Consider the following 1,119-nt stretch of genomic DNA (forward strand, 5'->3'; position numbering starts at 1 on the left):
CGTATCCTCTTTAGTGGAAGCTCTGGGGGCCACGGATGTTCTCGTGCTCTTGCGGTAACTCTGGGTAGCTCAGCGGGCTTGCGGGCAGTTGGTCGCGGCCACTGGTCAGCACCGACTTGAGCTGTTTGAGTCGCACCAGACCTTCCCGGTTGGCCAACTGGCAACAGGCTTCAACCCGTGATGGCGGATACTCCCGGCTAAGACTCAGCAGCCCCAGGCAGAGTCGGTATGCCTGCTCGGCATGGGCTTTCTCTTCCAACCGTTCGCTAACCCAGCACAAGGTGCTCGGTCCGATGTCAGCAGCCCACTGTTTAAGACGCCCTGGGGTCCAGCGTTGCTGCTTGCTGTGACGTTCCGGCATGTGCTCAGGGAGCGTGCTCATCCCCGGGATGGTTTTACGTGGATGGCTCGCGACCAGCTGTTGCTGGTGATAGACCTGAAGCAGTGTGTCGCCTGCATGGAGCTCCAGTTGCTGACCCACATACTGGTGTGGCACCGAGTAATGGTGCTGCTCATAGCTGACGTGATAGTCGATGTTGACCTTGACCGTTTTGATGGCGACATAGCGATAGGGATGCACCGGCAGTGGTCCCAGTGCCGGGCGGTCCAACTGCTCAAATGCGTCACGTCGGTTACCGGGCAGTTGCTTGAACGGACGCTCGTTGAGTTCGTTCAGCAAGGCACGGATGCACTGGTTGAGTTCGGCAAGCGAGAAGAAGGTCTGATGGCGTAGACGGGCCAGGATCCAGCGCTCGACGATCTGCACACCCACCTCCGCCTTGGCCTTGTCCTTGGGCTTGTAAGGACGAGCTGGCATCACCGCCACCTGATAGTGCTCGGCCAACTGCTGGTAGCTGGGGTTGAGCTCGGGATCGTATCGGCAAGCCTTGCTGACACCGCTCTTGAGGTTGTCGGGGATCAGCAGTGCCGGTGTCCCGCCGAAAAACTCAAAGGCACGGACATGGCTTTGCAGCCAGTCCGGCAGTGACTGTGACCAGGTGGCCTCGGCAAAGGTGTAGTTGGACGCACCGAGCACGGCGACAAAGACTTGTGCCTGACGGACCTCACCCGTAGTCGGCGACACGATGGGCACCGTGGGCCCGCAGTAGTCGATAAAGA

The 1,119-nt window shown here is 59.8% G+C and carries 1 protein-coding gene; it reads right to left on the bottom strand.

Annotated features, from left to right (window positions below; translation table 11 throughout):
- Window positions 1-10 precede the first annotated feature (10 nt).
- A partial coding sequence (gene istA / locus C3418_RS23640; RefSeq protein ID WP_103859383.1) for an IS21-like element ISAs29 family transposase occupies window positions 11-1,119 on the bottom strand: 1,109 nt, incomplete at its 5' end.

Origin of the sequence: Aeromonas sp. ASNIH8 (assembly GCF_002919855.1) — a bacterium.
In the GTDB taxonomy this organism is placed as follows: domain Bacteria; phylum Pseudomonadota; class Gammaproteobacteria; order Enterobacterales; family Aeromonadaceae; genus Aeromonas; species Aeromonas caviae.